General features: G+C 64.4%; 21 protein-coding genes. 5 read left to right on the top strand and 16 right to left on the bottom strand.

The annotated features are described in order from the left end of the window. Nucleotides 1–20 precede the first annotated feature (20 nt). From KZO25_RS00605 to KZO25_RS00560, 10 genes are all read right to left on the bottom strand, one after another. On the bottom strand, nt 21–1196 hold the full coding sequence (locus tag KZO25_RS00605) for an ATP phosphoribosyltransferase regulatory subunit (RefSeq protein WP_223135493.1): 1176 nt from the start codon (nt 1194–1196) through the stop codon (nt 21–23). Between the two features lie 186 nt (nt 1197–1382). Continuing rightward, nucleotides 1383–2264 (bottom strand): protease modulator HflC, encoded by an 882-nt coding sequence (hflC, locus tag KZO25_RS00600; protein WP_066445448.1) that lies wholly within the window; start codon nt 2262–2264, stop codon nt 1383–1385. After that, nucleotides 2265–3500, bottom strand: coding sequence for an FtsH protease activity modulator HflK (gene hflK / locus KZO25_RS00595; protein ID WP_066445444.1), 1236 nt, complete (start codon nt 3498–3500; stop codon nt 2265–2267). It abuts the gene before it with no gap. A 141-nt stretch (nt 3501–3641) separates the two neighbouring features. Continuing rightward, a complete protein-coding gene (gene hflX, locus KZO25_RS00590; protein ID WP_066445440.1) occupies nt 3642–4964 on the bottom strand; it encodes a ribosome rescue GTPase HflX in 1323 nt (440 codons plus the stop codon). 9 nt (nt 4965–4973) lie between these two features. After that, nucleotides 4974–5225 (bottom strand): RNA chaperone Hfq, encoded by a 252-nt coding sequence (gene hfq, locus KZO25_RS00585; RefSeq protein WP_066445437.1) that lies wholly within the window; start codon nt 5223–5225, stop codon nt 4974–4976. A 125-nt stretch (nt 5226–5350) separates the two neighbouring features. Continuing rightward, nucleotides 5351–6301, bottom strand: a complete 951-nt coding sequence (gene miaA / locus KZO25_RS00580) for a tRNA (adenosine(37)-N6)-dimethylallyltransferase MiaA (protein ID WP_066452215.1) — start codon at nt 6299–6301, stop codon at nt 5351–5353. 10 nt (nt 6302–6311) lie between these two features. Next, nucleotides 6312–8309, bottom strand: coding sequence for a DNA mismatch repair endonuclease MutL (gene mutL, locus KZO25_RS00575; RefSeq protein ID WP_262488768.1), 1998 nt, complete (start codon nt 8307–8309; stop codon nt 6312–6314). Continuing rightward, on the bottom strand, nt 8306–9805 hold the full coding sequence (locus tag KZO25_RS00570; protein ID WP_083517423.1) for an N-acetylmuramoyl-L-alanine amidase: 1500 nt from the start codon (nt 9803–9805) through the stop codon (nt 8306–8308). Before KZO25_RS00570 ends, mutL begins: the two co-directional genes overlap by 4 nt. After that, the gene (gene tsaE / locus KZO25_RS00565) at nt 9805–10305 is read right to left on the bottom strand and encodes a tRNA (adenosine(37)-N6)-threonylcarbamoyltransferase complex ATPase subunit type 1 TsaE (protein ID WP_223135552.1); all 501 of its coding nucleotides are present in this window, start codon (nt 10303–10305) and stop codon (nt 9805–9807) included. The genes KZO25_RS00570 and tsaE overlap by 1 nt, the downstream gene beginning before the upstream one ends. Then, entirely contained in the window at nt 10286–11851 is a 1566-nt protein-coding gene (locus tag KZO25_RS00560; RefSeq protein ID WP_262488767.1) for an NAD(P)H-hydrate dehydratase, read from the bottom strand. Before KZO25_RS00560 ends, tsaE begins: the two co-directional genes overlap by 20 nt. 101 nt (nt 11852–11952) lie before the next feature. Here KZO25_RS00560 and queG point away from each other — a divergent pair, with 101 nt between their 5' ends. Continuing rightward, nucleotides 11953–13053, top strand: coding sequence for a tRNA epoxyqueuosine(34) reductase QueG (gene queG / locus KZO25_RS00555; protein WP_223135492.1), 1101 nt, complete (start codon nt 11953–11955; stop codon nt 13051–13053). A 229-nt stretch (nt 13054–13282) separates the two neighbouring features. On the opposite strand, the gene orn is transcribed toward queG, so the two are convergent. Next, nucleotides 13283–13867: an oligoribonuclease gene (orn, locus tag KZO25_RS00550; RefSeq protein WP_223135491.1), complete on the bottom strand. Its 585-nt coding sequence runs from the start codon at nt 13865–13867 to the stop codon at nt 13283–13285. A gap of 85 nt (nt 13868–13952) precedes the next feature. Here orn and rsgA point away from each other — a divergent pair, with 85 nt between their 5' ends. The 3 genes from rsgA (at nt 13953) to asd (ending at nt 16976) form a co-directional block, all read left to right on the top strand. Further along, complete coding sequence (rsgA, locus tag KZO25_RS00545; RefSeq protein WP_223135490.1) at nt 13953–14987, top strand: small ribosomal subunit biogenesis GTPase RsgA; 1035 nt, start codon at nt 13953–13955, stop codon at nt 14985–14987. Between the two features lie 73 nt (nt 14988–15060). Further along, nucleotides 15061–15891 carry a sulfurtransferase gene (locus KZO25_RS00540; protein ID WP_223135489.1) on the top strand — a complete coding sequence of 277 codons (831 nt, stop codon included), beginning with the start codon at nt 15061–15063 and terminating at the stop codon, nt 15889–15891. Nucleotides 15892–16127: 236 nt separating this feature from the next. Beyond that, a complete protein-coding gene (asd, locus tag KZO25_RS00535; protein ID WP_223135550.1) occupies nt 16128–16976 on the top strand; it encodes an archaetidylserine decarboxylase in 849 nt (282 codons plus the stop codon). Between the two features lie 220 nt (nt 16977–17196). Here the strand turns inward: asd and epmA are convergent, their stop codons facing one another. Both epmA and efp read right to left on the bottom strand, forming a co-directional pair. Beyond that, a complete protein-coding gene (gene epmA / locus KZO25_RS00530) occupies nt 17197–18183 on the bottom strand; it encodes an EF-P lysine aminoacylase EpmA (RefSeq protein ID WP_223135488.1) in 987 nt (328 codons plus the stop codon). Between the two features lie 199 nt (nt 18184–18382). Beyond that, entirely contained in the window at nt 18383–18949 is a 567-nt protein-coding gene (gene efp, locus KZO25_RS00525; RefSeq protein ID WP_066445412.1) for an elongation factor P, read from the bottom strand. A gap of 100 nt (nt 18950–19049) precedes the next feature. Between efp and epmB the strand changes: the two genes are divergently transcribed. Then, nucleotides 19050–20096, top strand: coding sequence for an EF-P beta-lysylation protein EpmB (gene epmB / locus KZO25_RS00520; RefSeq protein ID WP_223135487.1), 1047 nt, complete (start codon nt 19050–19052; stop codon nt 20094–20096). 194 nt (nt 20097–20290) lie between these two features. Here epmB and leuA read toward each other — a convergent pair whose 3' ends face one another. The 3 genes from leuA to KZO25_RS00505 form a co-directional block, all read right to left on the bottom strand. Further along, on the bottom strand, nt 20291–22006 hold the full coding sequence (leuA, locus tag KZO25_RS00515; RefSeq protein ID WP_223135486.1) for a 2-isopropylmalate synthase: 1716 nt from the start codon (nt 22004–22006) through the stop codon (nt 20291–20293). A gap of 384 nt (nt 22007–22390) precedes the next feature. Next, entirely contained in the window at nt 22391–22750 is a 360-nt protein-coding gene (locus KZO25_RS00510) for a protealysin inhibitor emfourin (protein ID WP_223135485.1), read from the bottom strand. After that, nucleotides 22747–23790: a M4 family metallopeptidase gene (locus KZO25_RS00505; protein WP_223135484.1), complete on the bottom strand. Its 1044-nt coding sequence runs from the start codon at nt 23788–23790 to the stop codon at nt 22747–22749. Before KZO25_RS00505 ends, KZO25_RS00510 begins: the two co-directional genes overlap by 4 nt. Nucleotides 23791–23874: the final 84 nt, after the last annotated feature.

The following is a 23874-nucleotide window of genomic DNA, read 5'->3' as shown; positions in this document are numbered from 1 at the left end:
CATTGCCGGTGTGGTCAAGTCTAAAGCGCCACTATCTGCCAGCGACCATCGCTATCTACCAACTGGTGGCTGCAACGATGTGCCTCAGGAGCGGTAGCCTGGCCCGGCAAGGCCTGAACCACGCGCTTGCCTTGCTCACGCAGTGTTGCGATCGCTTCCGCTATACCCTCGCCTTGCGCCGGTGCCCAGATGCCATCGCAAGCCGGCTCGCTCTGTACCAGACTGGCCAGCAGCTTGAGGTCCATGGAAAAACCGGTCGCCGGCCGCGCACGGCCAAAGGCCCTGCCGGTATCGTCATAGCGTCCGCCCTTGGCCAGCGCCTGACCATAGCCGGGCACGAAGGCGGCAAACATCATGCCCGTGTGATAACGGTAGCCCCGTAGCTCGGCAAGATCGAAATAGAGGTCGACCTGAGGGTGGGCATCCCGCACACCCTGGTACAGCGCTCTCAACTGAGCCAGCGCCTCGGTTACCGCTACCGGAGCACCGGTAAAGTGATCAAGCGCCTCGTCCAGCACCTCCGGACCACCGTGCAGCTCGCCAAGTGCCATGAGCATTGCCGCCAATGCCGGATCCGACACGCTGGCACCAACCTGCTCCGACAGTGCGCCGGGAGACTTCAGTTCGAGTGCTTCGAACAGCGCCCGCTCCTGATCGCGATCGAGCTCGGCCGCCTCGACCAGGCTGCGATAAATCCCGATATGTCCCAAGGCCAGGTGCAGCTCCTCGGCGCCCGCCAGCCTGAGACTGGTCAACGCCAGCAGCAGGATTTCCAGGTCGGCTTCCAGGCCGGCATGACCAAACAGCTCCACGCCTACCTGCACCGGGCTGCGCCCACCCTGATGCTGGTCGGCCTTGGCGCGCAGCACGTTGGTGCAGTAACAGAGCCTGGCCGGCCCCTGGTGCCGCATCGAATGGGCATCCATTCGAGCCACCTGGGGCGTCACGTCGGCACTGACCCCCATCATGCGGCCCGTCAACTGGTCGGTCAGCTTGAAAGTCTGCAGATCGAGGTCGGTGCCGGTACCGGTAAGCAGGGAGTCGAGGAACTCCACCGGCGGTGGCATTACCTGATCGTAACCCCAGCAGTGATAGAGATCGAGCAGCGCCCGGCGCAGCTCTTCCATGCGGCTCGCCTGAGGCGGCAGCACTTCGTCCATGCCGTCGGGCAGCAGCCAGCGGTCAGCAATGGTCATGTTGTCAATCCTGCAAGACAGTTGGAAGCGGGGCGAAAAGTATTTGCGTTGCCAAAGAATGCCCACAAAAAAACCGGGCCACGCCCGGTTCGAGGATTCTATCACGTTTGCCGGCGGGTTGAACCCCGCCGGGCGCCAGGATGAAAGCTCATGGAGGGGGCGGAAAGCCTGCCCCGCCCCTCCAACTCAGTCCTGATCTGGGAACGGCGACTTGAGATAGCGGAAGAAGTCGCTGGAGGGATCCAGCACCAGCATATCCTTTTCGCCATCGAAGCTATCACGATAGGCGTTCAAGCTGCGCCAGAAGGAGAAGAACTCCTGGTCCTGGCCGTAGGCTTCGGAGAAGATGCCTGCCGCTTCGGCATCACCTTCACCTCGAAGCGTTTCGGCACGCTCGGTGGCCTGTGCCAGAAGTACCTGGCGACGGCGATCGGCGTTGGCGCGAATACGCTCGGCCTCTTCCTGGCCCTGGGCTCGCCATTCGCGAGCCTCCCGCTCACGTTCGGAGCGCATACGGTCATAGACAGCCGCCGACACGTCTTCCGGAAGGTCGATCCGCTTGACTCGAATGTCGAGTATCGAGACCCCCAGTTCTTCACGCATCAGGGAGTCGAGATCCTCGGTGGGCCGGATCATCAAGTCGTCGCGACGCTCGGCGATGATCTGCTGAAGGTCCAACCGGCCAAACTCGTTACGCAGGCTCTCGTCGACCCGCGGCTGGATCAGGCGGATCGCCATCAGCTCATCACCGGCAGTCGCCTCGTAGTAGCGGGTCGGATTGACCACCTGCCACTTGACGAAGGAGTCGACGATCACCGCCTTCTGTTCGAGGGTCAGGTAGCGGCTGGTATCGGTATCCAGCGTCAGCACCCGGGTATCGAACTTGCGTACGGTCTGGGTGATCGGGACCTTGAAGTGCAGTCCCGGCTGGATGTTCTCCTCTATGACCTCACCGAAGCGCAGCTTGACGGCACGTTCGGTCTCGTCGACCACATAGAGACTGTTACTGGCCAGCCAGGCAGCGGCCGCCAGAGTACCCACGATAATCAGTGAACGATTATTGATCATTTAGCGGCCCTCCCTGCGGATACCACTGTTGCTGCCGCCGCCCTGCGCGGAGGAGGTGGTGCGGAGCCGCTCCAGGACGCGCGGGTCCAGCTCGCCGCTCTCGCCACGGGCACTGTCACCTTCGCCATCTCCGCTGCGGGTTCCGCCGGGACGCTGGTCGAGGGGCAGATACATCAGCGGTGTCTCGTCGCTGACGTCGATCAGCACCTTCGGTGTCTCGCCGAAGACCTCGGCGATGGCATCCAGGTAGAGACGCTCACGCATGATTTCCGGTGCATTGCGGTACTGGACCAGCAGTGCATTGAAGCGGTTCGCCTGACCCTGAGCCTCGGCAACCACCGACTCACGATAACCCTGACCCTGTTCGACCAGGCGCTGCGCCTGACCCTGAGCGGCAGGTATGATGGCATTGGCGTAAGCCATGCCCTCGTTGATGGTCCGCTGACGATCCTCACGAGCCCTGATGACGTCATCGAAAGCATCAATGACGGGAGCCGGCGCCGAGGTGGACTCGATGTTGATGGTCTGCAGGCGTATACCGGTGCCATAGCTGTCCAGATACGACTGCAGGCGGCTGGCGACGGAGCTGCCGAGAATTTCACGTCCGGAAGTGAGGATCTCGATCATATCGGTGCCACCGACCACGTGACGCAGTGCGGAGTCCAGCGCATTCTCGATCGACAACTGCGGGTTGCGCACGTTGAGCACGAAGTCACGCGGATTGTTGACCTGATACTGGGCCGATATCTCGACCTCGACGATATTCTCGTCGCGGGTCAGCATCGCCTGTGATTGCGTCAGCGAGCGAACCCGGGTCACGTTGACCATGCGCACATCATCGATCAGGGGCGGATTCCAGTGCAGGCCGGGCGTGACCACGTCCTGGAACTTGCCGAAGCGCAGTACGACACCGCGCTCTGCCTGGTCGACCAGATAGAAGCCCGAGGCCCCCCAAATCGCCAGGGCAATGACGAGCAGCAGGCCGGGCAACGCCAGAGTATTGCGCGGCTTGCCGCTGCCCCCCTTGCCGCCCTTGCCACCGCCACCTTTGCCACCGCGACCACCCAGCATGCCATTGAGCTTGTCCTGAAACTTCTTCAGGGCTTCATCAAGGTCGGGTGGCCCCTGGTTACCGCCACGGTTTCCGCCCCCGCCGCCATTACCACCGCCGCGCCGGCCCCCTCCGCTCCAGGGGTCATGCTGGTTGCCACCACCACCAGGCTCATTCCAAGCCATACGTCGTCTCCACTCTGCGTTGCCTCCCCGCCACCGTCTTCTGGGTAGTGGGGGAGTCGGTTGCCATCCTGTCGTCGGCGCCAACGGCGCCTGGCTATTCTGTTTATGGGGAAGCCGGTCATCTGGCCAGAGAGCCCGAGGCTATCTGGCCTCCCATACCGGGCGTTCACACAGTTCAGGAGGAAGGTAATCCTCGGCCCGCTCATCCAGCCGAGACATCAGCTGCAGGAAGTCGCGCCGGGGAAGTCGCACTTTGAGTCCCACTCTGCCATCCGGTTCCTCGAAATGCTCTTCTCTGACTGCGCCAAGCTCATGCAGGCCCGCCCGCAGCCGCCCCTGTTCCGGAGAAAGTGTCAGTGAAAAGTCAATCACGTCATCGGCGAGGCACTCCGAAAGCGCCTCCTCCAGCAAGTCGAGCCCCCGGCCCTCCTGCGCTGAAACCCAGACCACCTCCGGGCGGCCCTGGCCGTCACGCTCGATTCGCGGAGCGCTGTCTAGCAGATCGATCTTGTTCATTACCTTGAGCATCGGCACATCCAGGGCACCGATTTCATTCAGGACACCCTCGACCTCGCTGATATTGCGTTCGCGATCAGGGTCTGCGGCATCAATGACGTGTACCAGCAAGGTTGCCTCGGATGCCTCCTGGAGCGTGGCTTGAAACGCCTCTACCAACTTGTGTGGCAGGTGGCGGATAAAGCCGACGGTATCGGCTAGCACCACGGGGCCCACATCGCCGATTTCCAGGCGCCTCAACGTCGGATCGAGGGTAGCGAACAGCTGGTCTGCCGTATAGACCTTCGATTCGGTCAACGCATTGAATAGCGTCGACTTGCCGGCGTTGGTGTAACCGACCAGCGAAACGCTGGGTATCTCGGCCCGAGCCCGGGCACGTCGATTCTGGGCACGCTGAGTACGCACCTTGTCGAGGCGCTTGTGTATTGCCTTGATGCGCGCCCTCAGCAGACGCCGGTCAGTCTCCAACTGGGTCTCGCCGGGCCCACGCAGGCCAATGCCGCCCTTCTGTCGCTCCAGGTGAGTCCAGCCGCGCACCAGTCGGGTCGACATGTACTCCAGTTGCGCCAGCTCGACCTGCAGCTTGCCCTCATGCGTACGTGCCCGCTGGGCGAAGATATCGAGGATGAGCCCCGTGCGATCGAGAACGCGACACTTGAGCACCTGCTCGAGATTGCGTTCCTGGGAAGGGCTCAGGGCATGGTTGAAGATCACCAGTTCCGCGCCGTGAACGCTCAGCGTCTCGCGCAGCTCCTCGACCTTACCGCTGCCGATGAAGGTACGCGAATCGGGCCGTTGCCGGCTACCACTCAACAGGGTGGCAGGCTCAGCACCCGCCGAGCGCACGAGCTCCAGGAATTCACCTGGATCCTCGCGCTCACGCTCATCCTGAAAGTCCACATGAACCAGTACTGCCGTTTCGCCGGCATCGGGACGTTCAAAAAACAATCAATAACCTCACACGTTGCTTTCCGGCTGAGCCGCAGGGTCCTGCGGCGGCAGGCGTACATTACGCGATGGCACCACCGTGGAAATGGCATGTTTGTAGACCATCTGGCTGACGGTATTGCGCAGCAGTATGACGAACTGATCGAATGACTCGATCTGTCCCTGCAGCTTGATGCCGTTGACCAGGAAAATCGACACCGGAATGCGCTCCTTGCGCAGGATATTCAGGTACGGGTCTTGAAGGGATTGCCCTTTGGACATGCTACCTCTCCCTAAAACGTTCTCATGAGGGGTGGAAGTTGTGTTCTTGGGTTGTCTGCCTATAGCGGCATGACACCATGCCGGCTTGGCCTGGTCACCCGGCCACTCGAAGCCAACATCTTACGCTAAGAGCCGAATTCGCGCACGAATTTCAGGATTTCACTCAACGCGTCGTTACCTTGGGTATCGACCCAGTGTAGACCCGGCCAACCTCGCAGCCAGGTCAATTGGCGCTTTGCCAGTTGCCGCGTCGCAATAACGGTGCGCTGGCGCAGCAGCTCGATATCACCCTCGCCATCGAGCTTACCATCGAGATAGTCCCATACCTGACGATAGCCCACACTCTTCATGGAGGGCAGGTCGGCGTGCAGGTCGTCACGGGCACGCAGCGTTGCCACTTCCTCGACCAAGCCGTCCTCCAGCATGCCATCGAAGCGTTGGGCAATACGCTCGTGCAGGATATGACGTTCGAATGGCGTGACTCCTATCGACAACACCTTCCAGGGGAAGGTTTCAGGACGTTGCTCCCGCCAAAGATCAGTGAGGGTCTTATTCGTGGCCCGGTAAACCTCCAGGGCACGCATGAGACGCTGCGGATCATTGGGGTGTATGCGGCTGGCAGATTCCGGATCGATACGCGACAGCGCTTCATGCAGGGCGGCGAGCCCATCCCGCTCGACCTCACGCAATAGCTCGGCGCGTATCGCCGGATCAGCCGGCGGGAGGTTGGCCACGCCCTCGAGCAGGCGCTTGGCGTACATCATGGTGCCGCCCACCAGCAGCGGCACCCGGCCCGCTGCGGTAATTTGTCGCATCTCGCGAAGTGCGTCATCGCGAAAATCCGCCGCCGAATAGGGCTCGGCCGGATCGCGAATGTCGATCAATCGGTGTGGCGCCCGGGCTAGCTCCTGGGGCGAGGGCTTGGCGCTGCCGATATCCATGCCGCGGTAGACCATGGCCGAATCCATGCTGACCAGGTCACACTCGAGGCGCTCATGCAGCGCCATGGCCAGGTCGGTCTTGCCGGCGGCGGTGGGACCCATCAGAAGGATGGCGGGGGGGCGGGTATCTGGCAGTGACAAGGAGCTACTGTCCTCTCATAAAGAGCCGGTCGAGGTCCTTCATGCTCATCTCGGTCCAGGTGGGACGGCCGTGATTGCACTGGCCGCTGCGCTCGGTACGCTCCATGTCACGCAGCAGAGCGTTCATTTCCGCGATCGTCAGCCGCCGGTTGGCTCGCACGCTGCCATGGCAGGCCATGGTGGCCAGCAGCTCGTTGACGTGTGCCTCCAGGCGATCGGACCGGCCGTAGCGCTCCAGGTCGCTCAGCATGTCGCGAATCAACGGCTCGACATCGGCATCCATCAGCAGCGCCGGTACCTGGCGTACCAGCAAGGTCTCGGGGCCGGCCACATCGAGCTCCACGCCCAGGCGGGAGAAGGCGTCGCGCTCGGCCTCCGCGGTGGAGACTTCCGCGGCGCTGGCCGCCAGCGACACCGGCACCAGCAGCGGCTGGGCCTGCAGTCCACCATCATCCCCGGCCTCACCATGCACCTGATGCTTCATGCGCTCGTAGACGATGCGCTCATGGGCGGCATGCATGTCCACGATCATCAGGCCGCGCTCGGTCTCGGAGAGGATATAGACACCATGCAGCTGGGCAATGGCGTAGCCCAGCGGCGGCGCGCGGGTAGCATCCTCCTCGGGTAGCGATGGCCGCGCCGGCAGGGTCTCGGTGCCCGCAACCGCGGGCTGGCGCTCGGCAAGGGCCGCGCCACCACCGGCGTCTGGCGCCGCCGGCTGGGGGGTGAGCAGGCTCTCCTCATGTTCCGGATGCAGCGCCCGATAGCCATTCATGAAGGCCCGCACGCGATCCGGCGTCACCCTATCGCCGTCGCCGCCGGTCTGAGCGTGCAGCGCCATGGGCTGCTGTTGCCAGCGCCCGCCGCTTTCGCGGACCTCGTGCCCGGCCGGGCTCGCCTCGTCGCTCGCCGACATGCCCTCGGCCGCGTCGGCGGCTCGATCACCCTGCTCGCCGGGGCGCGCCTCGGCCAGGGCCCGATGCAGGCTCGAGAAGAGAAAATCATGCACCATGCGGCCGTCGCGGAAACGCACCTCATGCTTGGTGGGATGGACATTGACGTCCACCACCGTGGGGTCAACCTCGAGGTAGAGCACGAACACCGGATGGCGGCCATGAAACAGCACATCCCGATAGGCCTGGCGTATGGCGTGGGCAACCAGGCGGTCGCGCACCACACGGCCGTTGACGAAGAAATACTGCTGATCGGCCTGGGCCCGGGAGTGGGTAGGCAAGCCGACCCATCCCCATAGCCTGAGGCTGCCGGCTTCGAGATCCAGATGCAGGGCATTTTCGAGAAAGCCCTTGCCGAGCAATGCACTGATACGCCGCTCGCGAGCCGCCGCATCCGGGCTGGCAGGCAGCTGATGCACGGTCTTCTGATTGTGCCGAAGAACCCAGGCAATATCGAAACGCGACAGCGCCAGGCGACGAAATGCCTCCTCCACATGGCCGTACTCGGTCTTCTCGGTACGCAGGAACTTACGTCGCGCTGGCGTATTGAAGAACAGGTCGCGAACCGTCAGGGAGGTCCCGCGGGGGTGCGGTGCCGGCGTGACCCGCGGCTCCATCTGGCGGCCCTCGGCGACCACACGCCAGCCGCTGCGGGGGTCGTCGGCGACGTTGGCCACCAGCTCAAGGCGCGACACCGAGCTGATCGAGGCCAGCGCCTCGCCACGAAAGCCCAGGCTGGCCACGCCCTCGAGATCATCCAGTGAGGCGATCTTGCTGGTAGCATGACGCGACAGGGCCAGCGGCAGGTCCTCCTCGCCGATACCGCAGCCATCGTCGCGCACCCGAATCAGCCGGGTGCCGCCCGCCTCGAGTTCCACCTCGATCCGCCGACTGCCGGCGTCAATGGCATTCTCGACCAGCTCCTTGACCACCGATGCGGGACGCTCGACCACCTCGCCAGCGGCGATCTGGTTGGCCAGCCGCGGGTCGAGCACTCGTATGCGACGCACCTCGAGCGTTTCGTCAGCCATTTCGTCGGTGGTTGTCATGAGCGCGGGATCCTCAACACCTGTCCAACACGAATCACGTCTCCGTTGAGCTCGTTGGCCTGTTTCAGCTGCCCTACCGGTACGCCATGGCGTGCCGCAATCTGGGACAGGGTATCCCCCGGCTGAATGCGATACTCGTTACCAGAGGGAGTGCGCTGGTTGTCCCGCTGCCAGGCAAGCAGGCTGGCAGGCGGCGGGTTACGTCGAAAGTGTTCGGCCAGGCCCGCGAAGATCGACTCGGCCAGCTTCTGCTGGTGCCCCGCATCGCGCAGGCGTCGCTCCTCGTCGGGGTTGGAAATGAACCCCGTCTCGATCAGCAGGGAAGGGATATCCGGAGACTTCAGCACCATGAAGCCCGCCTGCTCCACCCGCGAACGATGCAACCGGTTGACCCGCCCCAACTGATCCAGCACCTGGCCACCGATGGCCAACGAGTCGTTGAGGGTCGCGGTCATGGTGAGATCGAGCAGCACGCCCCGCAGCACCTCGTCCTTGTCGTTCAACGACAGGTTGCCATCCACGCCACCGATCAGGTCGGCCTGGTTCTCGCTTGCCGCCAGCCACTGGGCGGTTTCAGAAGTGGCACCCCGCTGGGAGAGGGCATACACCGAGCTGCCGCTCGGCCGGGGGCTGTTGAACGCATCGGCATGAATGGAGACGAAGAAGTCGGCCTTCTGCTCGCGCGCGATACGGGTGCGCTGGCGCAGACCAATATAATAGTCTCCATCACGGATCATCACGGCACGGAAGCCCTCTGCACCATCCACCAGTCGCTGCAGACGACGGCTGATCTCCATTACCACGTCCTTCTCCCGCGTACCGCCGGGACCGATCGCTCCCGGGTCTTCCCCTCCGTGCCCGGGGTCAATGGCGATGATGATATCCCGGCGTGGGTGCGGTGCCGCCGGCTGTTGCGCCACCACTTCGGGATCGATGCGCGGCGCATCTGCCTCGGCGGAGCCGCTTCTGTGCCGGTTGGCGGCGATTTCCTGCTCCCGGATCATCGCCTCGATGGGATCGATCGGATTTTCCACGGCGCTTTCGCCCGGGTATTCCATGTCCACCACCAGGCGATGGCCATACTGGTCATTGGGCGGCAGCGTGAAATGACGCGGCTCGACCGCCCGGGAGAGCTCCAGCACCACCCGAAGGCCGTTGCCGTCCCGCACCCCGCTGCGTACGGCAGTAATGGCACTGCCGTCCAGGTTCAATGAGGAAAGCTCGGTGTTGAGGCCGCTGTCATCGAGGTCGATCACCAGCCGCCGAGGGTCGTCGAGCAGGAAGATATCGGCCTCGGCATGGCCAGACAGGTCGAAGACCAGGCGGGCATGATCGGGAGCGGCCCAGAGTCGCACATTGTCGACCTGTGCCGACTGCGCCAGCGGGGCGAGCAGCAGCAGCGAAAACAGCACGGCAAATAGCGCGCAGTGCCGTAATAGCACTGTGGCAATTGGCTCTCTCGAGCGAAATAAGGAAGGCAGGGATCGGGTCTTCATCACTGTTTTTCGCGTTCCTGCTCGATAATTTCATCGTCCTCGCCCATCTCCTGCGACAACGTCATCAGGACGGAGCGCCCCAGGTCGGAGAAGGCTTCCAGGCTGGCGGTACGGCCCGGGTCGCTCAGGCTCAGGGTGATACACAAGTCCGGCTCCGGCAACCACCCCGCACCCCGGCTTGGCCACTCGACAATGCACAGGGCGTCGTCGGCGAACAAGTCGCGGCCACCGATGAACTCCAGCTCCTCCGGGTCCCCCAGCCGATAGAGATCGAAATGGTAGAGACGCTTGCCACCGATTTCGTAAGGCTCCACCAGGGTGTAGGTCGGGCTCTTCACGGCCCCTTCGTGCCCATGGGCGCGCAGGACACCGCGGGTGAGCGTGGTCTTGCCCGCCCCCAGCTCACCCTCCAGATAGACACGACCGTGGCCGCCCAGAGCACGCCCCAGGCGCCTGCCGAAGGCGACCTGGCAGTCTTCGTTATCGAGTCGCACGCGCATCATCGCTACCTGCCTGGGGATAGATACCAAAATTGGCCTCGGGGTTGATCAGACGTCGGGCATAGGATGCCAGATCGGCAGCAAGCAGACCACGCTCTCCGCCTTCTCTAGCCGCCAGATCGGCAGCCATGGCATGCACGACCACGCCCAGCCTTGCGGCACTCTCCAGCGGCACTCCCTGGGCCAGCAACGCGCCCAGGATGCCCGAGAGAACGTCCCCCATTCCCCCTGAAGCCATGCCAGGGTTGCCATAGGGGCAGACTGCCACCCCCATCGGCCCTGCTACCAGAGTGCCGGCACCCTTGAGTATGATCACCCCGCCGCGCCGACGCTGCAATTCGGCCGCTGCCGCCGGTCGGTCCGCCTCCACCTCGTCGGCACTGATGCCCAGCAGGCGAGCGGCCTCGCCGGGATGCGGTGTCAGTATCCAGTCGTCTCGCCGCTCTTCGGCCCAGCGGCCGGCAAGCAGATTGAGGCCGTCGGCATCCACCACCAGAGGCAACCCTGACATCAGCGATGACTGGAGCATGCCCTGTCCCCAGGCGCCCTGCCCAAGCCCCGGCCCCACCACCACGATATCGGCACGGGCAGGAAGCTCACCGAGGTCGGCCGCCCCGCGCAGTCCATGGACCATGACCTCCGGGCGGTATGTCAGAGAAGCCGTGACATGCTCAGGCGCCGTGACCAAGCTGATCTTCCCGGCGCCCAGCCGGGCGGCGGCCTCGCTGGCCAGCAGTGCCGCACCGCCGAAGCCGGGTGCGCCTCCCACCACCAGCACATGACCCATGGCCCCCTTATGGGCATCTCGCGCCCGTGGCGGCAACAGGGCCGGAAGCAAGTCGCCGTTAAGCAGCCAGGCTGCCGGCCCTAGATCCCGGTGGGCCCCGGCATCAACGCCCAGCGCCCGAAAATGCACTTCGCCAGCCAGATCGGGAGCACGCCCGGTATGCAGGCCGATCTTGTCGCCGATAAAGGTGACCGTGCGAGTGGCCCGCACCGACACCCCAAGCACGGCCCCGGTATCCGCCGCCAGGCCTGACGGGATATCGATGGCCAGCACCGGCAGGCCGCAGGCGTTGATGGCCTCGATGGCATCGAGGAAGTCACCGCGCACCTCACCGCCAAGGCCGGTCCCCAGCAAGGCATCGACCACCACCTCGCCGGTGAAGTCCAGGCCCGGCTGCCATGGCACTATGCCGACCCCTGCAGCAGTGGCCATTTCGGCAGCCCGTGCCGCGTCGCCCTTCAGGGTCTCGGGCGCCTTGAGCACGATGCGCTGGACGTCTAACCCCGCCACCCCGGCAAGGGCCGCAAGCACGTGGCCGTCGCCGCCGTTGTTGCCGCCGCCGCACAGCACCGTGAGGCGTCTCACTCCCGGCCAGCGGGACTTGAGGCTCTGCCAGGCTGCCGTCGCCGCCCGCTGCATCAGCGCGAAACCCTCGATGCCCGCCGCAATGGTGCGGCGGTCGAGTTCCTGGACCTGGGCGGCCCGGTACAGCGGCCTCAGCGTGGCCGAGCGTGTCATGTCGCTATGGCTCGCGGACATCCGGTGTCTCCCCTGCAAAGGATGCTTTATCATGGGAGTGTAAGCGCAATGGCGCCTTCGCCAATCCCCTCAGCACGCATTTACCCGGTTTTTTCTCGATCATGACGCTTCCGGCAACCCTGGACGACAGCGCCCTCGCCGCCCTGGCCGACACCATCAAGACCTGGGGCCGGGAACTGGGCTTTCAGCAGGTAGGCATCACGGATGTCGACCTGGCTGACGACGAGCGCTACCTGCAGCGCTGGCTGGATGCCGGCCATCATGGCGAAATGGGCTTCATGGCCAAGCATGGCACCAAGCGCACTCGCCCGGAGGAGCTCATCCCAGGCACCATTCGTGTCGTCAGCGTCCGGCTCGACTACCTGCCCGCTGACGTGGAGAGCGCCAAGGTGCTGGGCCAGCCGGATACCGCCTACGTTTCGCGCTATGCCGTGGGCCGCGACTATCACAAGCTGATGCGCAAGCGCCTGACCACCCTGGCAAAATGGATCGAGGAGAAGGCGGGACCCTATGGCTACCGCGCCTTCGTCGATTCGGCCCCGGTGATGGAACGAGCCCTGGCGCGCAAGGCGGGCCTCGGCTGGGTGGGCAAGAATGCCATGCTGCTCAACCCCAGGGCTGGCTCGCTGTTCTTTCTCGGCGAGCTTTACGTCGACCTGCCGCTGCCGGTGGATCCCCCCTTCGAGAGCGAACACTGCGGCAGCTGTAGTGCCTGCCGTACCGCCTGCCCCACCGGAGCCATCGTCGAAGACCGTGTGGTAGACGCCAGGGCCTGCATCTCCTATCTCACCATCGAGCTTTTCGGCGCCATCCCCGAGCGCTACCGCGAGGCCATGGGCAACCGAGTGTTTGGCTGCGATGACTGCCAACTGGTCTGCCCCTTCACCCGCTTCACCCACGCGACCCAGGAGGCGGACTTCGCCCCACGCCACGACCTGGACCGGGCCAGCCTGGTATCGCTGTTCGCCTGGGGGGAGGAGGAGTTCCTGGAGAAGACCGCCGGCAGTCCGACCCGGCGCATCGGCTACGAGCGCTGGTTGCGCAACCTGGCGGTGGGCCTGGGTAACGCACCCTGGAGCGAAACGGTGGAGGCTGCCCTGCGCGCCCGCCTCGCCTACCCTTCCGACCTGGTCCGTGAACACGTGCGCTGGGCGCTCGGGCGGCAGCGGGAGAAGCGTGGCAGGCTGATTGCCAGTAACTGACCGTGGCGGCTGGAGCCGCGGCTTTACCGGCGACAGCCCTTCGAGGAGGCGCTGTAAACCCATCCCTGGGCGCTACCTTTTCCATCCCTGGAAAAGGACCTCCTCTCCGGGCTATCCCCGGCGCCGCTCACGTCGGAGCCCCCTGCCTAGCCCGGCGCCACATCTTCCAGACCCCAGCGTCGCTCTTCCGGCTTCAAGCTTACGGCTTACAGCTTCGGGCGAAGCCCGGTCACTCCTCCGCATCCCTTTCACTTCCCGCCAGCCGTAGAAACGTATTGCGATAGTGCGCCAGCTCGGCCACCGATTCGCGGATATCGTCCAACGCCTGGTGGGTATTGCGCTTGTGAAAGCCGGCCAGGGCGCCGGGGTTCCAGCGCTTGGCCAGCTCCTTGAGCGTCGAAACATCCAGGTTGCGGTAGTGGAAGAAGTCCAGCAGCTCCGGCATCTCCCGCTCCAGGAAGCGCCGGTCCTGGTGCACGCTGTTTCCGCACATCGGCGACGACCCGGGGGCAACATGGGCCCGGAGAAAATCCAGGGTCTGTCGCTGCGCCTCGGCGGTATCGATCGTGCTTTCCTTCACCCTTGCCACCAGCCCCGACTCGCCGTGGGTCTTCTGATTCCAGTCGTCCATCGCCGCCAGCAAGGCCTCGGGCTGATGGACGGCAAGCACAGGACCTTCGGCGATCAGGTTCAAGTCACCATCGGTGATCAGGGTGGCCACCTCGATGATGCGCTCGCGCTCCGGATCAAGCCCGGTCATTTCGAGATCGATCCACACCAGCAGATCCTGGCGCGGTTCAGTGGAATCATTCATGGGCAGCTCCAGAAAAGCGGGCACAGCAGGACAGGCCGGGCCACGCTGGTTACAATGCCATCATTGTAACTATCTTCGGGTGCCCATGAGCAAACGCAAGTTGAGCCGCCAGCAACGCTGGCGTATCGAGAAGGTCCAGGCCGAGCGCGCTCGCCGCTCCGAGCAGCGCGACGCTCAGGACTCCCGAAAGCTCGCCGCCGGCGAATACGGCCCCGAGCAGCCCGGCCGCGTCATCGCCCATTTCGGGCGCACCCTGGACGTTCGCGGCGATGATGGCGGCGACCCGGTGCGCTGCCATCTGCGCGCCAACCTTGAAGGCCTGGTCACCGGCGACAGAGTCGTCTGGCGCGCCGCCCAGGACAGCAGCGGCAATGTCGTGGACGGCGTCGTGGTAGCCCGCTCCGAGCGACAGAACGTGCTGGAGCGGCCCGATGCCCGAGGCCAGCTCAAGCCCGTGGCCGCCAACATCGACCAGATCCTTATCGTCTTCGCCGTGGAGCCCGCGCCCCACCCCAACCTGATCGACCGCTACCTGGTGGCCGCCGAGGCAACCGGCATCGCGCCGGTACTGGTGCTCAACAAGATCGACCTCCTGCCTGAGGATGGTGGCGAACTGACGGCACTGCTCCGCCGCTACGAGGCCTTGGGCTATTCCGTGGTGACTTCTACCACGGCCAGGGAAGACGGCCTGGAGGCGCTGCATGCCTGCCTCGCCGAACGGACCTCGGTCTTCGTCGGACAGAGCGGCGTGGGCAAGTCGTCGCTCATCGACCGTCTGCTGCCGGAAGAGGAACTCCGCATCGGGGCGCTGTCGAAGGATTCACGCAAGGGCACCCACACCACCACCACGGCACGCCTCTATGACCTGCCCACCGCCGAAAAGGCCGAGCTGATCGACTCACCCGGCATTCGTGAATTCGGGCTGGTCCATCTGGACGAACAGCAGGTCGCCGAAGGCTTCATCGAGTTTCGCGACCTGCTGGGGCGCTGTCGCTTTCGCGACTGTCGCCACCGACAGGAGCCGGGGTGCGCCCTGCTCGAAGCCGTGGAGCGCGGCGAAGTACACCCGGAACGCTTTGCCAGTTATCGCCGCATCGTCGAGAGCCTCAACGAGACCTGAGCGTTTAGGATGGCTAAAGTGAATTGATGATACGACACCGGCTGACACAAAGGCTGAACTGGAGGAGAGCGCTATGAGCTCTGAAGAGAATCTGCTGCCGCTGATCGTCGAACCCGAACAGCTTGCCGAGCACCTGGACGATCCTCAGCTACTGATCATCGACGTACCGCTAAAGGCCGAGAGCCACGACCAGGGGCACGTACCCGGCGCCGTGTTTCTCGACTTCCGCAAGCTCATGCGTGGCGAAGGCGACGTACCCTGCGAGGTGCCCAGCACCGATTCACTATCGCACCTCTTTTCAGAGCTTGGCCTGACCCGCGACACCCATGTGGTAGCCTATGACGATGAAGGCGGCGGCTGGGCCGGCCGGCTGCTGTGGACGCTGGAGTTGATCGGCCATACCCGCTATTCCTACCTCAACGGCGGCATTCACGCCTGGCGCCAGGCTGGCAAACCCGTCTCCACCGAGCTACGCACGCCCTGTCCCAGCGAGTACGAGGCCGAGATCCTGCATCCCGAGGTGGCCATTGATCGAAGCGAACTGCAGGAGCGTCTCGGCGAGAAAGGCTTCGCCATCTGGGATGCCCGTTCGCCGGCGGAGTACCGTGGCGAGAAGGGCGAAAATCGCCAGCTTGGCCACATTCCCGGCGCGGTCAACATGGAGTGGACCGAGGCCATGGACAAGGAGCGCGCACTGCGCATTCGCGACTACGCCGAGCTGATTACCGAACTGGAAGCACTGGGCCTGACCCCGGACATGGAAGTGGTCACCCACTGCCAGAGCCACCACCGCAGCGGCTTCACCTGGCTGGTGGGCAAGGCACTGGGCTTCGAGAAGATCCGCGGCTACGCCGGCTCCTGGAAGGAGTGGGGCAACCGCGACGATACACCGATAGAAAAGTAAGCTACCAACCAATCCTTATTCGCAAGCCACTCGGGCAGGCAGTGAAGCGACCCTAGCGGGGCCGCTGGTGCAAGCGAGCCGAGTAGCGCAAATCGACAGGGATGTCGATTTAGGGCCGGCAAGAGGGACCTTGTTCCTGCCCGGCGCGTAACTCGGCTCGCGTGTACCAGGGTTTCGGAACCGATTGTCGCGAATCGCCTTGCCCGGGAGGCTTCAACCAAGCCCGACACGGAACCATTACCTTGTCTCTCGCCAAGTTCTTTGCCCTGATCCAGTACCCGATCCCCCACCACCTGCTCTCGCGACTGGTGGGTTGTCTTGCCGAATGCCGTGTCGCCTGGCTCAAGAATGCGCTGATCCGCGCCTTCATCAAGGCCTTCAAGGTGGACATGGGTGAGGCCGCCGAGCCCGACCCCACGGCCTACGCCACCTTCAACGACTTCTTCACCCGGGAACTGAAGCCGGAAGCCCGCCCCCTGGGCGAAGGGCTGCTCTCCCCCGCCGACGGCAACCTGTCCCAGTTCGGCCCCATCGAGGCGGACCGCCTGCTGCAGGCCAAGGGGCACCGCTTCTCGATGATCGACCTGCTCGGCGGTGACGCCGACGCTGCGCGACGTTACACCGGCGGCAGCTACGCCAATATCTACCTCTCGCCCAAGGACTATCATCGCGTACACATGCCGCTGGCCGGCACCCTGACCGAGATGGTCTATGTGCCGGGGCGGCTCTTCTCGGTCAACGCGGCCACGACGGAGCACGTGCCTAACCTGTTCGCCCGCAACGAGCGCCTGGTGTGCCACTTCGACACCGAATATGGACCCATGGTGGTGGTGCTGGTGGGCGCCATGATCGTCGCCGCCATCGAGACGGTATGGGCCGGGCAGGTCACACCGCTCTCGGGCCAGGTGCAGCGCATCCGCTTCGACGAGCCGATTCACCTCGAGCGCGGCGCGGAGATGGGACGCTTCAAGCTCGGCTCCACAGTGGTGATGGCCTTCGCCGGCCAGGTCGATTTCGACGATGCGCTGGCGCCCAAGTCCAAGGTCGCCATGGGCCAGTCGCTGGGAGTGTTTAAAAACTCATAGCGAGGAGCTACGAGGACAGGCCAAAGAGGAGGTCCGATGCCATGGGTGAGGAGCACTGCTCCGAACGGGCTGGCCATGGATGGCCAGCACCGGCCCTGCAAGCGGAGCAGGACGCGAGAGCGCCGCAGGGCATCGGTAGCGCCCAGGGAGGGGTTCACAGCGCCTCCTCGTCGGCCTGTCGTCGGATCAGCCCGAGCGGTCAAGCTTCTGTGATAGTTCTTCAGCAGCTCGGCGTAGCGAAGGCCATGACCTCCGCTACGCTCGCCCTGCCCAGGGCGAGCTGGATCAGCCGATCCATGCCCAGCGCCACGCCGCTGCCTGACGGCATGCCGTGCTCAAGCGCCGCCAGCAGCCGCCGGTCGATATCGACTTCCGTCAGTCCCAGGCGCTTCCGGGCGGCGTTGTCCTCGACGAAGCGCGCGCGCTGCTCCTCGACGTCCGTCAGCTCGTCGTAGCCGTTGGCGAGCTCCAGCCCCGCCAGGTAGACCTCGAAGCGCGACGCCACCCAGGCACCGTCCTCGGGGTCACGATGGCGCCGGGCCAGGGCGGCCTGGGTGGCCGGGTAGTCCACGACCACGTCGAGCCCCTCCTGTCCCAGGCCTGGCTCGACTACCAGGCCCATCAGCAGGTCGAGGCAGTCGTCACGGGGCGCGTCCTCCATGTCGAGACTGCCGCGCTCGCCGGCGATGCTACGCAGCGCATCGAGCTCCACGGTGAAGGGGTCGAACCCCAGCGCCTCCCGGAACAGCTCACGGTAGCGCCGCCGGCGCAGTGGGCCCGTCTCATTCCCCAGTTCTGGGCCAAGCACGGCGCGGATCAGCGCTGTCGTCTCCCCGATCATCTCGTCGAGGGAGAAGCCTGGGCGGTACCACTCCAGCATGGTGAATTCGATGTTGTGGCGGCTGCCTACCTCGCCGTCACGAAAGCTGCGCGCCAGCTGAAAGATCGGCCCTGAATCTGCGGCCAGCAACCGCTTCATATGAAACTCGGGAGACGTCTGCAGCCACAGCCTTTCCTGCCCCGCCGGCGTGGTTGCCGTAAGCGACAGCGACGCCAGGTGCACGTCGGTGCTGCCGCCGTGTCCCAGCACCGGCGTCTCCACCTCCAGCACGCCGCGCGCGGAGAAGAACGTTCGCACCTCCCCCAGCAGCCGCGCCCGCTCGCGCAGCGTCTCGAGACTCGCCGTGGGTCGCCAGTCGGTTGTCATCACACCTTCTCCATAACGACGAAAGCCACGCCGGGAAAGCGTGGCCTACGTGGAAGCCGTAGCAGAGTGCGGCTGATCCGGCGACAGACACTTCGCGAAGGGGCTGTGAACCCATCCCTGGGCGCTACATTTGTCATCCCTGACAAATGACCTCCGCTTCGACCTGTCCCCGGCGCCGCTAGCCATGGAGTCTCTTTTCTTAGGCTCGTGAAACGTACTCGCCGCTGCGCGTATCAATTTTCAGCACTTCACCCTGGTTGATGAACAGCGGCACCCGGACCACGGCACCCGACGACAGCGTGGCCGGCTTGGAGCCACCCTGGGCGGTGTCGCCCTTGAGACCCGGGTCGGTCTCGACCACTTCCAGCTCGATGAAGTTGGGCGGCGTCACGCTGATGGCGTTGTCGTTCCACAGGGTCACGGTATAGGCCACCTGCTCCTTGAGCCACTTGGCCGTGTCGCCCAGGGCCTTCTTCTCGACCGCATACTGCTCGAAGGAACCATCGGTCTTCATGAAGTGCCACATATCACCGTCGGAGTAGAGATACTCCATTTCCAGATCCATCACGTCGGCACCCTCGAGGGATTCGCCTGACTTGAAGGTACGTTCCCAGACGCGGCCGGTGATCAGGTTGCGCAGCTTGACCCGGCTGAAGGCCTGCCCCTTGCCCGGCTTGACCAATTCGTTCTCGACGATCGAGCAGGGGTCGCCGTCCAGCATCACCTTCAGCCCGCCCTTGAATTCGTTGGTAGAATAGTTCGCCATATTGCCTCTCGAATGATCGAGCGCGTCGCAGCACGGTCTGGACGCGCGGATATGAAATCGACGAGGAACCAAGCCCTCGCCTATGTGACTGGTGTGCCGCATGATAACCCGAAGCCCCGCCCTTTTGCAGAGACAGGCGTCATCGCAACCCGATGTGACGCCCTTGATTCTGCCCTCAGCCTGGCAAGCCCAGCTCTCGGGCGTCATTCGCGACCCGCGGGAACTGTGCCGCCGCCTGGGCCTCGACGACAGCTGGCTGCCGGGAGCAGAGCGCGGCCACGAGCTATTCGAGGTGCGCGTCCCGGAGGCGTTCCTGGCACGCATGCGCCACGGCGACCCGAACGACCCATTGCTGCGCCAGGTGCTGCCGCTTGCCGCCGAAGGCGAGGCGGTACCCGGTTACATCACCGACCCCCTGGCGGAAGCCGGCCACACCCCGGCACGGGGACTGATCCACAAGTACGCCGGCCGTGTCCTGCTGATCGCCAGCCCCACCTGTGCGGTGAACTGCCGGTACTGTTTCCGGCGCCACTTTCCCTACGAGCAGAACGCGCCCTCCCGCAGCCAGTGGGATGCCTCCCTCGAGTATCTACATGGCGACACCACGATCAGCGAAGCGATCCTCTCCGGCGGCGACCCCCTGGCCGCCAGCGACCGCCAGCTCGCCTGGCTGGTGGAGCGGCTCGATGCCATCCCCCACCTGAAACGGCTACGTATTCACACCCGGTTGCCGGTGGTGATACCCGACCGGGTCGACGATGCCCTGCTTGGCTGGCTCGCGGCGACGCGCCTGCAGAAGGTGGTGGTGCTGCATATCAACCACGCCCAGGAGATCGACGACGCGGTGGTGGCAACCTGCGAGCGGCTGAAAGGAGCAGGCGTCACCCTGCTCAACCAGAGCGTGCTGCTGCGCGGCGTCAACGACTCGATCGACGCCCTGGCCGCCCTCTCCGAGCGGCTCTTCGAGGCCGGTGTGCTGCCGTACTACCTGCATGTGCTCGACCCGGTGGCGGGCGCCGCCCACTTCGATGTGCCAGACGAAGAGGCCCGCGAGCTGGTCGCGGGCCTGAGGGAGATACTGCCGGGTTTCCTGATGCCGAAGCTGGTGCGGGAGATTCCCGGCGAGACGAGCAAGACGCCGCTTTAGGCTCCAAAACCAGCGACGGCGGGCATGAGCCAATGGGCAATCTTTGGCACTAGCGGCGCCGGGGACGGGTCGAAGCGGAGGTCATCCTTCAGGGATGAAGGATGTAGCGCCCAGGGATGGGTTCACAGCGCCTCCGCCTAGACCCGTCGCCGAAAAGCCGCGACGCATCGATCACCTAGAGCGACCGGTTGCTCCTACTTCACTTCTTCCAGCGTCGCTGCGGTCACGTTGGCGGCCGGCGGCTGGGTCGATGCGTACCGGTTGATGGCGCTGACCACCGCCTTCATGGACGCGGTCGTGATGCTCTCGTCGATACCGACACCGAACACCGCATCCCCCTCGATACGCACCTCCACGTAGGCGATCGCCTCGGCGTCCGAACCCTGGCCGCGGGAGTGCTCGTGGTAGTCGATGATCTCCACATCGTGGCCGGCAGCGGCCAGGGCCTTGATATAGGCGGCCAGCGGGCCATTGCCTTCGCCCTGGATGCTGCGGCGCTCGCCACGCTCCTCGATGGTTGCCTCGAGCCTCACCTTGGGGCTGTCCGGCTCGGAGGAGAGCCGGTGATTGATCAGCACCATGGGGTCACGCTTCTCGAGGTACTCGTCGGCAAAAGCCTGGTAGATCATCTGGGAGGTGATCTCCTTGGCCGTGCGGTCCGCGACCTCCTGCACCACGTGGCTGAATTCGATGGAGAGCCGACGCGGCAATTCGATGCCGTGCTCCTGCTCCAGCAGATAGGAGATGCCGCCCTTACCCGACTGGCTGTTGACGCGGATCACCGCCTCGTAGCTGCGGCCCACGTCGAGGGGATCGATTGGCAGGTAGGGCACTTCCCAGACAGCCTCGGGGTCGGCACGACGCTCTGCCATGCCTTTCTTGATCGCGTCCTGGTGGGAGCCGGAGAAGGCGGTGAATACCAGATCGCCCACATAGGGGTGGCGCGGGTGTACCGGCAGCTGATTGCAGTACTCCACCTCGCGCATGATCGGCGTGATGTTGGAGAAATCGAGGCCGGGATGAACGCCCTGGGTGTAGAGGTTCATGGCGAGGGTGACGATGTCGACGTTGCCGGTACGCTCACCGTTGCCGAACAGGGTACCCTCGACGCGATCGGCACCGGCCATCACGGTCAGCTCGGCCGCCGCCACGCCGGTGCCGCGGTCGTTGTGAGGATGCACGCTGACGATCAGGCTGTCACGGCTCTTCACGTTGCGGCAGAACCACTCCACCTGATCGGCATAGTTGTTGGGCGTGGCGGCCTCCACGGTGGCCGGCAGGTTGACGATCATCGGCTTCTCGGGGGTTGCGCCGTAGGCCACCATCACCGCCTCGACCACCTCCTTGGCGAAATCCATCTCGGTGGTGGTGAACAGCTCCGGCGAGTACTGGAAGCTCCAGTTGGTTTCGGGTGCTTCGCTCATGCGCTGACGGATCTGCGTGGTGGCGTCCACGGCGATGCCGATGCACTCCTCCTTGCTGACACCGAACACCACGCGACGAAATACCGGATCGGTCGCGTTATAGACGTGGACGATGGCGTTCTTGGCGCCCTTCAGGGACTCGAAGGTACGATCGATCAGGTGCGGCCGCGCCTGGGTCAATACCTGAATGGTCACGTCGTCGGGCACCTTGTCCTGCTCGATCAGGGCGCGAACGAAATCGAAATCGGTCTGGGATGCCGAGGGAAAGCCGACCTCGATCTCCTTGAAGCCGATCTTCACCAGCAGGTCGAAGAAGCGCTGCTTGCGTTCATGATCCATGGGATCGATCAGCGCCTGGTTACCATCGCGCAGGTCGACACTGCACCACAGCGGCGGTGTTTCAATACGTTTGCCAGGCCACTGGCGGTCGGGCAGATCGACGGCGGCGAAGGGGCGGTACTTGGCGGCGGGGTTATCGAGCATCATGGCGGCATTCTCGCTGAGTAGGCGTTCTGGTGGTCAGTATACGGTTCGGCGTCATGGTTGTGTCAGGAGTACGGGCAGTCCGGCTGCACGGGGACGTGCAGTAACGGAAGCGCCCCGGCTGCACGAGGCATGCCGGGGCGCTGGAATCACTAGCACGTCGGAGTGCGCGAACGATCACGTCGGAAACGATCGCATCGGAACCACGGCGGCTACGGATAGAGACGGGGAGGAATGACATTTCGGTACCTCAACTGACCTGAACAAGACTTCGCGATGCACGGCATCGCCCGGCGCGTTTAAAGGCCGGTTAGTAGTCGTAGGTCAAGGCTGAGGTGACGAAATGAGAGTTTCATGCCTCTAGAAAATCAGTCTGGCGGCGGCTTGTCAAGCCTGACCATTCGTCTTCTTCTTCGATGGCGCGATTTCGGCCTCGCGCCACCACACCAGAAGCGCCTGCGGCGCCGACTCCTCGGCGACTACCTGGGACCAGAGGACCTCACCACCTTCATCCACCAGCGCCACGCAGAACCGACGACGATCGTTGCCGGCCTCCCTGTCGGGTATCCCGGACAACACCAGCAACAGGGACTGCAGTTCGCTGAGCTGCGCTTCGCTGCAGAGAGCGCAATGGACGCAGCGGGGACGAGCCAGCCCGGGGAAGTGGGCAACGCCACCCTGGCGACTCAGACGCAACACGTGACCAGGCCCCAGAGCGGGCGGCTCCCCCACGGGATTCTGTTTCACGGCAGCACGCCGACCGTGCGCCATGCTTCACGTACCGCCTCGACGACCTCGCTCGACGCGCCGAATCGCCTGGCGGCGTTATCCCGCGTCAGCCCGGCAAAGGTGGCGAAGTCGCTATTGCGTGCCAATCGTGGGTCGACCAGGGTGTCGTACCAGACCCATCCCGCACGCTCCCAGGCATGGCCACCCAGGGCCATGGCCGCCAGATGGAAGGCGCGATTGGGAATGCCGGAGTTGATATGCACCCCGCCGTTGTCCTCACGGGTTTCGACCAGGTCGTCCATATGACCGGGCTGAGGGTCGCTACCAAGCAGGGGGTCGTCGTAGGCCGTTCCAGGCTCGGCCATGGAGCGCAGAGCCCGGCCGGCAACCCGCTCCGTGAACAGGCCCTCGCCGACAAGCCAATCGGCCTGCTCGACACGCTGCTGCCGTTGACGCTGCTTGACCAGGCTACCGAAGACGTCCGACAGCGACTCGTTGAGTGCCCCGGCCTGATAGGCATACTCCAGCGCCGCCTCGTGCTGGATGACACCGTGGGTCAGCTCATGGGCGATGATATCGACGGCGATGGTGAAGCGGTTGAAGAGCTCCCCGTCACCGTCGCCGAAAACCATCTGCTTCCCGTCCCAGAAAGCGTTTTCGTACTCCTTGCCATAGTGCACGGTAGCCAGCAACGCCATGCCCTGGTCATCAAGAGAGTGGCGACCATAGACCTCCCAGAACAGACGATAGGTGGCCCCCAGCCCGTGGTAGGCCTCATCGATGGCCGGATCACCGCTGTCGCCCTGTCCTTCACGGCGCACCAGCTTGCCCGGCAGCACCTGCTGCTGCTCGGCCGAATGAACATAGCGAGCCGGCTCGCCCCGACGCTGGCTGCCCGGAGGCAGCGTCACCGCCCCGGCGCGGGCGCGAAACCGGCTATCGACGAGCAGCGTGTGGCGTGCACATTCGCGTAATCGTCCACTGCCGCCGGTGGCGATACGCTCGAGCAGATAGGGGGGCAGAAACGGTCTTGTCGGCGATGGTTTCGAAGCGCTCACGCCTTCCTCCTGATTCCCTTCGGGGCCGGCCCACGCTATCAAGGCCTGGCCTGTTGTATTCAGTCCAGATCCTTCTAGATTAGG

It is taken from the genome of Halomonas sp. ANAO-440 (assembly GCF_019915905.1).
Taxonomy (GTDB): domain Bacteria; phylum Pseudomonadota; class Gammaproteobacteria; order Pseudomonadales; family Halomonadaceae; genus Halomonas; species Halomonas chromatireducens.
The sequence above is the reverse complement of the archived record's forward strand: the minus strand, read 5'-3'. Positions and strand labels throughout refer to the sequence as shown.

What these genes read in the sequence shown, in the direction of transcription:
- KZO25_RS00605 (WP_223135493.1), bottom strand. Translation starts at nt 1,196, where the DNA reads ATGACCATTGCTGACCGCTGGCTGCTGCCCGACGGCATGGACGAAGTG.
- hflC (WP_066445448.1), bottom strand. Translation starts at nt 2,264, where the DNA reads ATGATCAATAATCGTTCACTGATTATCGTGGGTACTCTGGCGGCCGCT.
- hflK (WP_066445444.1), bottom strand. Translation starts at nt 3,500, where the DNA reads ATGGCTTGGAATGAGCCTGGTGGTGGTGGCAACCAGCATGACCCCTGG.
- hfq (WP_066445437.1), bottom strand. Translation starts at nt 5,225, where the DNA reads ATGTCCAAAGGGCAATCCCTTCAAGACCCGTACCTGAATATCCTGCGC.
- mutL (WP_262488768.1), bottom strand. Translation starts at nt 8,309, where the DNA reads ATGACAACCACCGACGAAATGGCTGACGAAACGCTCGAGGTGCGTCGC.
- KZO25_RS00570 (WP_083517423.1), bottom strand. Translation starts at nt 9,805, where the DNA reads ATGAAGACCCGATCCCTGCCTTCCTTATTTCGCTCGAGAGAGCCAATT.
- tsaE (WP_223135552.1), bottom strand. Translation starts at nt 10,305, where the DNA reads ATGCGCGTGCGACTCGATAACGAAGACTGCCAGGTCGCCTTCGGCAGG.
- KZO25_RS00560 (WP_262488767.1), bottom strand. Translation starts at nt 11,851, where the DNA reads ATGTCCGCGAGCCATAGCGACATGACACGCTCGGCCACGCTGAGGCCG.
- queG (WP_223135492.1), top strand. Translation starts at nt 11,953, where the DNA reads ATGACGCTTCCGGCAACCCTGGACGACAGCGCCCTCGCCGCCCTGGCC.
- orn (WP_223135491.1), bottom strand. Translation starts at nt 13,867, where the DNA reads ATGAATGATTCCACTGAACCGCGCCAGGATCTGCTGGTGTGGATCGAT.
- rsgA (WP_223135490.1), top strand. Translation starts at nt 13,953, where the DNA reads ATGAGCAAACGCAAGTTGAGCCGCCAGCAACGCTGGCGTATCGAGAAG.
- KZO25_RS00540 (WP_223135489.1), top strand. Translation starts at nt 15,061, where the DNA reads ATGAGCTCTGAAGAGAATCTGCTGCCGCTGATCGTCGAACCCGAACAG.
- epmA (WP_223135488.1), bottom strand. Translation starts at nt 18,183, where the DNA reads ATGACAACCGACTGGCGACCCACGGCGAGTCTCGAGACGCTGCGCGAG.
- efp (WP_066445412.1), bottom strand. Translation starts at nt 18,949, where the DNA reads ATGGCGAACTATTCTACCAACGAATTCAAGGGCGGGCTGAAGGTGATG.
- epmB (WP_223135487.1), top strand. Translation starts at nt 19,050, where the DNA reads ATGATAACCCGAAGCCCCGCCCTTTTGCAGAGACAGGCGTCATCGCAA.
- leuA (WP_223135486.1), bottom strand. Translation starts at nt 22,006, where the DNA reads ATGATGCTCGATAACCCCGCCGCCAAGTACCGCCCCTTCGCCGCCGTC.